Here is a 6,466-nt window from a genome sequence, read left to right on the forward strand (position 1 = left end):
CCGGGCGACACGCGCGTTTGCATTGTGCAAAATACTCCGATGTGACCAATGCGGGCGCCGTCCGCGGATGCCGGGTGCTGCGGGTCGGCGCGGTTACATCCGTTCCTTCCAGCCGACGCGGACGAGCCAGCCGTTTACCGGCCAGGCCGTGAAGAAGCCGACGATCATGGCGAGCTGCATCAGCAGCCAGTACGCGGCCGTGGTTTTGGCCAAGCCCGGCGCGAAGAGCACCTCCTGGTAGAACCACATGCTGGCGAAGAGGCCGATCTGGAACGACACGATGGAGAACGTGTCGGCCTTTACGGCCGCCCACAGACCCTGTGTGGGTCCGATGTCGCGCATGGGGGCGATGGTGAAGTACTGGAAGCCGACGCCCAGCAGCCAGGCCAGGGCGAAGTCCAGCAGGAAATCGGCGTACAGCGGTTGACCCGCGATCGTCATGCCGGTCGACCGCACCAGCCACTCGCCGACGATGTCGCCCAGCACGCACCCGGCACCGCAGTGGCTGATGGCCTTGGCGGACGTGACCCATTCCGGCAGCTTCTCCGGATCCACCTCGCCCTCCCGGTCGATCACCGGCAGTGAGGTGCGCCGGCCGTGGCGGACGTAGAACCACAGGGCGGCCAGACCCCAGTACAGGGCAGTGATCGGGTAGACCAGATGCGTGATCCACATGCGTTGGCGGTATCCGCGCAGTGTCATGTCCGCCGTGATCGCCAGGGCGCTCGCCCCGGCCGCGACCAGGGAGGCCCAGCCCAGCGCCTCCAGCCAGGCCGCCGGTTGATGGCGCGGCTCCATCGGCATCACCTCTCATGGAGGTGGGCCGTCGCCACGCGCCCCGGCCGCATGATGCGTATCTTGCGGCTCTCGCAGGCGGGGCAGCGGGGCGACTGCAGCGGCGAGGGCACGCGCCTGCCGTCGAGGTGATAGGTCGCGGTGATCCGTGTGTGCTCGTCCACGGACACGTCGATTTCGTACGTGCTCTCCCAGCCGTGTCCGCAGTCGAGGCACGCGAACGAGTAGGAGCGCTGGACGTGCTCGGTGTGCATGGCCACCTCCTTGGGGTGCTCTGGGTGTCCAGAGGTCCCCGTACCCATTTTTGCACAGTGCAAAATGAGTGTTCGGAGGGTGAGCTTGATCGAGGCGTCTTCAGGTGGCCGTGTGCACCGCGCGCAGCGCGCTCTGGTGGCTGAGCCAGCCGACCGGTTTGCCGTGTTCGGAGTCGAGGACCGGTACGCCGGTGCCAGCAGCCGACAGCAGAGCGTGCATGGCCTGGGTCAGGGGCTGGTCGGCCAGGACGGGCGCCGGCGTCTCGGCGAGTTGCCCGACCCGGGTCGGCGCGTCCTCCGGCTGCTCCGTGAGAGCCTCGGCCACCGCCTGTGCGGTGACGACACCGGCGTAGTCACCGGTGTCGTCGACGACCGGGAGGGCGCCGTGGCCCGACAGGCTCAGCAGGTCGGCGGCGTCGCCGAGGGGCGTCGAGGCCGCCAGGGGGGAGGGCAGGGGCTCCATGACGGCGCCCACGTGCTGGGTGCCGATCAGGGCGCCGGGTGCCGGGCCTTCGAGGTCGATGCCGCGGCGGCGCAGCTTGAGGGTGTAGATCGTGTCGTGGGTCAGCAGGCGGCTGGTGGCGGTGGCCAGGACGATGGCGAGCATCAGCGGCAGGATGATCGAGTACTCGCCGGTGAGCTCGAAGAGGATGACGACCGCGGTGATCGGCGCCCGCGCCGCACCGGCGAACACCGCGCCCATGCCGACCAGGGCGTACGCCCCCACCGCGCCGGCGGAGTGGGGCATCAGGTGGTGCACGCCGACGCCGTAGGCCGAGCCCAGCATGGCCCCGATGAACAGGCTCGGTGCGAAGACTCCGCCGGAGCCGCCGATGCCGATGGTCAGGCTCGTCGCCAGCATCTTGCCGACCAGCAGCAGGAGCAGGAAGCCGACCGCGTACCCGCCCTCGGTGGCCTTCTGCAGGACGGGGTAGCCGACGCCGTACATCTCCGGCAGGGCCAGCAGCAACAGGCCGAGCGCCACTCCACCGACTGCCGGGCGCAGCCATTCCGGGCCGCGCCACAGCCAGTCGCAGGCGTCCTCGACCAGGTACAGGAACCGGGAGAAGCCCACGCCCACCACGGCGGCGCCGATACCGAGCGCGGCGAACAGGCCGTACTGGGCGAGGTGGTCGACGTGGAAGTCGGGCAGGCTCAGGAAGGCGTTGTTGCCGAAGGCGGCCCGTCCGATGACGCTGGCGGTGACGCTGGCCAGTACCAGGGCACCGAAGGCTTCGGCGCTGAAGGTGCCGAGGATGAGTTCCATGGCGAAGAACACCCCGGCCAGCGGTGCGTTGAAGGTGGCCGCGATGCCGCCCGCCGCGCCGCACGCGACCAGCAGCTTCATCCGGCCCTCGGTCACCTTCGTCACCCGGCCGAGGGTGGATCCGAGAGCCGAGCCGATCTGCACGATCGGGCCCTCACGGCCCACCGAGCCGCCCGAGCCGATGCACAGGGCGGAGGCCAGCGTCTTCACCACGGCGACCTTGGGACTGATGCGCCCGCCGCGCTGGGCGACCGCGAGCATCACCTCGGGCACACCGTGTCCGCGCGCCTCTTTGGCGAACCGGTTCACCAGCGGCCCGTACAGCAGACCCCCGACCACCGGGGCGAGGAGCACGAAGTACGGGCCGAGCCACGGCACGTGCGGATTGTCCGCGCCCGGCGAGGCGGCGTAGTCGGCGTGGCCGGAGAGGAGGCGGGTGAAGGTCTTGATGCACCAGCGGAAGACGATCGAGCCGGCCCCGGCCCCGGCGCCGACCACGACGGCCAGGGCCATCAGCCCCCATGGGGCGTTGCGCAGTCCCGCGATCCTCGGTGCAGGGGTGAATCCACTGGTGGTGGTGCTGGACACGTGCTTCCCGTCCGTCGCTGCCGGTATGGCGCTCATCGCCTTCCCGTGCCTACCTTTGCATTATGCAAAACGAGTCAAGGGTGTGCGTCACAGACCCCTGCTCGCCGATCGGGGCCGAAGGGCCCCTTGGGGCGCGGGCCGGTTCACGGGAACGTGGGTGTACGTGCGAGTCGCGGAGGTGAACGGTGAACAGTCAGGCTTCCCCGCCGCTGATCGTGGTGGGGGTCGACGGGTCGGAGGCGAGCCGGGCGGCGTTGCGCTGGGCCGCCCGCCAGGCCGAACTGACCGGGGCGCGGCTGCGTCCCGTCCAGGCGTGGCGACTACCCGTCACCTACGGCATGCCGGTGGACTTCTCGGACACCGACTTCGGGGAACAGGCCCGCGAGAACCTGCGGGTCACGGTGGAGAACACGCTTGGGGAGCATCCGGGCGTGTCCGTCGACCCCCAGGTCGTCGAGGGGCATCCGGCGGCGGTGCTGACCGAGGCCGCCAAAGGTGCCGAGCTGCTGGTGGTGGGCAGCCATGGGCACGGCGCGTTCGCCGGGATGCTGCTCGGTTCGGTCAGTCATCACTGCGTGCACCACGCCACGTGCCCGGTCCTCGTCGTCCGGACCGACGGCGCCTGACCCTCCCGCCGTGTCAGTCCGCCTCGGCGTGGGCCTCGACGTCCTCGATGCCGCTGGGGCGGCCGGCCCGCGTCCACCGGGCGTACAGGCCGGCCGCGATGAGCAGCGTCGCGGCGAGTGACAGGACCGGCCAGCCGCGCAGCAGGTTCACCACGAGGGTGAAGGCGACGGCCGCGGCGGCCAGGCCGTTGACCCAGGCCAGCGCCGTCTTGCGCTCACGAGTGGCGAAGCGGGCCATGGCGAGCAGGCCGACCAGGAAGCTGACGAACACGGCGACGGCGTAGAACAGGACGAGTTCCTGCTCCTGGCCGGCCGCCGCCACGATGATGAGCGCGGCGGCGGCCAGGTGGACCACGACCGACCAGTGCGGGGTGTGGTGGCGGTTGGTCCGGCCGAGCACCGGGGGCAGGACGCCGGGCCGCTCGGATGTGCCGGACAGGGCCTTGAGCAGTCCGGGGCCGGCCTGGAAGGAGGAGCTGGCGGCGGCGAGCAGCAGCAGTGAGCTGGTCAGCTGGAAGGTGCCGTAGAGCCGGCCGGGTCCGGCGGCGGCATGCGCGATGTCGGCGATCTGCGTCGAGTCGGCACCGGGGATGCCGATGTGCAGCCGCACGGCGAGCGCGGTCAGGGCCAGGGTCAGACCGCCGACGATCACGACGAGCAGGGCGAGGGTGCCGCGGCCGAAGCGGCGGCGGTGGGTGTCGTCGAGCTGGCCGAGCTGGCCGAGCTGGGCGATCGCGGTCGAGGGTGCCTCGATGCCGGTGGCCAGTGCCATCGCGACGGGGAAGGCCAGGACCACCGCGAGCACCGCCGAGTGCCCCGGGTCGCTCGTGGTGGCGGCGTGACCGGCGGTGTGCGGTGAAGTGAAGCCCAGGACCAGCACAGCCACGGAGACAACCACGAAGGTCACCGTCATGAAGGCGAACAGCAGCCGCCCGCCGTGCCCGAACCAGGTCAGTCCGGCCACCACCAGGAGCAGGGCCAGCGCGAGCGGTACACGCCATGGGGCCAGCGCCGGAAACAGGGCGATGACCGCGCTGGCCGCCGCCGCGATCGAGATGCCGATCGTCAGCACGAAGTCCACGACCAGCGCGCCGATGGGCAGGAATGTCCAGCGCGGCCCGAACGCCCGACCGGCCGCGGCCGCCGCGCCGCCGCCCTTCGGGAAGCGGCGTACCAACTGCCAGTAGTTGGCGGTGACGATCACGACGAGGCCGATGACCAGGCTCATCGTGGGCAGCAGCAGCGCCAGGTCGCCGTGCAGAGCGCGCAGGGCGGCCTCGATCGCGTACGCCACCGAGGAGACCGGATCGGCGATCACCGCGAAGGCGAACGCGAAGAAGAGCACGGAACGGCGCGGGCCACGGCCGCGCACGGCGAGGGACGGGGCGGCTGCGGCGGCAGCCGACTTCGAGAGGGTCATCGCGAAGACCTTCCACGGTGTCCGGACGGAGGTGCCCGCACGGACAGCTCAACAGGGAGTACTTCGCCGACCCGACTTCGCGGCACGCCGTCGTCGACGGTACGTCAAGAAGCCGTCAGTGAGGTGTTAGGGACGCGTCAAGATTCCCGGCTTCCGGTCCGGCCGGACCGGACATTCTTGCCCGCGAGCTTTGCATAGTGCAAAAGTAGAGGGTGAGCGTCCGGGGAGCGGAAGAGGCGAAGCGCACCGATGAGAGCAGTGATCTGCGGAGCCGGCATCGCCGGACTGTCATTGGCCGGCCGCCTGCACAACGTGCTCGGCTGGGAGGTCGTGGTCCTGGAGAAGGCCCTGTACCCCCGCACCGAGGGATACATGATCGACTTCTTCGGTCCGGGGTACGACGCCGCCGAGGCCATGGGCGTGCTGCCCTGGCTGGAGGAGCTCGGCTACCCCGTCTCCGAAGCCGCCTTCCTCGACGACCAGGGCCGGTGCCGCGCCCGCCTCGGGTACGACCGCTTCGCCCGTGCACTGGACGGCCGCCTGCTCAGCATCATGCGGCCCGACCTCGAACTCACCCTACGGGAAAGGCTGTCGTTCGCCGTGCACCTGCGTTACGGCGTCGGCCCGGCCCGCGTCGACCCGAGCACGTACGGCATCCGCGTCACCCTCACCGACGGCAGTGTCCTCGACGCCGACCTCTTGGTCGGGGCCGACGGCCTCCACTCCACCGTGCGGGCCATGGTCTTCGGCGAGGAACAGCGGTACGTGCGCTACCTCGGTTACCACACCGCCGCGTTCACCTTCGACGACCCGTACGTCCACGCGGAACTGGGCGACCGCTTCTGCCTCACCGACACCGTCGAGCGGCAGCTGGGCCTCTACGCGCTCCGGGACGGTGCCGTCGCTGCCTTCGCCGTCCACCGCAGCGCCGATCCCCGTCGTCCCGACGACACGCGGGCCGCCCTGTACCGCGAGTACGGTTCTCTCGGCTGGTACGTGCCCCGCGCCCTGGCGGGCTGCCCGCCCTCCTCGCGGGTCTACTACGACCAGGTCGCCCAGACCGACCTGCCCTGCTGGAGCCGCGGGCGGGTCGTCCTGGTCGGCGACGCCTGCCAGGCCGTTTCCCTGTTCTCCGGACAGGGAGCCTCCCTTGCAATCGCCGGCGCCTATGTCCTGGCCGATCAGCTCGCCGGTACGCGGCGCGTCGAGGACGCGCTGCACGGCTACGAACGCCTGTGGCGGCCGGTCGTCAGACACCGACAGCGCGCCGCCCGCAGAACGGCCCGCTGGTTCGTCCCCGAAACGGCACGGCGACTGCGCGTCCGCCGTGCCGCTCTGCGCTTCGCCGGCCTGCCGGTCGCAAGCCGCCTCGCCGGCACCTCGCTCACCGGGAAGCAGCGGCCCGCCCTCCGGCAACTGGCCACCGTGCCGACCTAGTTGAACCGTCCTGGGGCGTTGGGGGGGGGGGGGGGGGGGGGGGCGGCCCGGGGGGGGGGGGGGGCGCGGAGCCAAGCGA

At 71.0% G+C, this 6,466-nt stretch carries 6 protein-coding genes; 2 read left to right on the forward strand and 4 right to left on the reverse strand.

Annotated features, from left to right (window positions below; all coding sequences use genetic code 11):
• Positions 1 to 93: 93 nt before the first annotated feature.
• The 3 genes from ABZ848_RS48270 to ABZ848_RS48280 form a co-directional block, all read right to left on the reverse strand.
• Positions 94 to 798, reverse strand: coding sequence for a DUF4396 domain-containing protein (locus tag ABZ848_RS48270; RefSeq protein ID WP_360843164.1), 705 nt, complete (start codon positions 796 to 798; stop codon positions 94 to 96).
• Positions 799 to 803: 5 nt separating this feature from the next.
• Positions 804 to 1,049, reverse strand: coding sequence for a hypothetical protein (locus ABZ848_RS48275; protein WP_360843166.1), 246 nt, complete (start codon positions 1,047 to 1,049; stop codon positions 804 to 806).
• A 100-nt stretch (positions 1,050 to 1,149) separates the two neighbouring features.
• Positions 1,150 to 2,829 (reverse strand): chloride channel protein, encoded by a 1,680-nt coding sequence (locus tag ABZ848_RS48280; protein WP_360843174.1) that lies wholly within the window; start codon positions 2,827 to 2,829, stop codon positions 1,150 to 1,152.
• 260 nt (positions 2,830 to 3,089) lie between these two features.
• On the opposite strand from ABZ848_RS48280, the gene ABZ848_RS48285 reads away from it, so the two are divergent.
• Positions 3,090 to 3,530 carry a universal stress protein gene (locus tag ABZ848_RS48285; RefSeq protein WP_360843168.1) on the forward strand — a complete coding sequence of 147 codons (441 nt, stop codon included), beginning with the start codon at positions 3,090 to 3,092 and terminating at the stop codon, positions 3,528 to 3,530.
• Between the two features lie 13 nt (positions 3,531 to 3,543).
• Here the strand turns inward: ABZ848_RS48285 and ABZ848_RS48290 are convergent, their stop codons facing one another.
• A complete protein-coding gene (locus tag ABZ848_RS48290) occupies positions 3,544 to 4,950 on the reverse strand; it encodes an amino acid permease (protein WP_360843170.1) in 1,407 nt (468 codons plus the stop codon).
• A 249-nt stretch (positions 4,951 to 5,199) separates the two neighbouring features.
• Between ABZ848_RS48290 and ABZ848_RS48295 the strand changes: the two genes are divergently transcribed.
• Positions 5,200 to 6,387 (forward strand): FAD-dependent monooxygenase, encoded by a 1,188-nt coding sequence (locus ABZ848_RS48295; protein ID WP_360843172.1) that lies wholly within the window; start codon positions 5,200 to 5,202, stop codon positions 6,385 to 6,387.
• The last annotated feature ends 79 nt before the right edge of the window (positions 6,388 to 6,466 follow it).

This window comes from Streptomyces sp. NPDC047081, assembly GCF_040643775.1.
GTDB lineage: Bacteria > Actinomycetota > Actinomycetes > Streptomycetales > Streptomycetaceae > Streptomyces.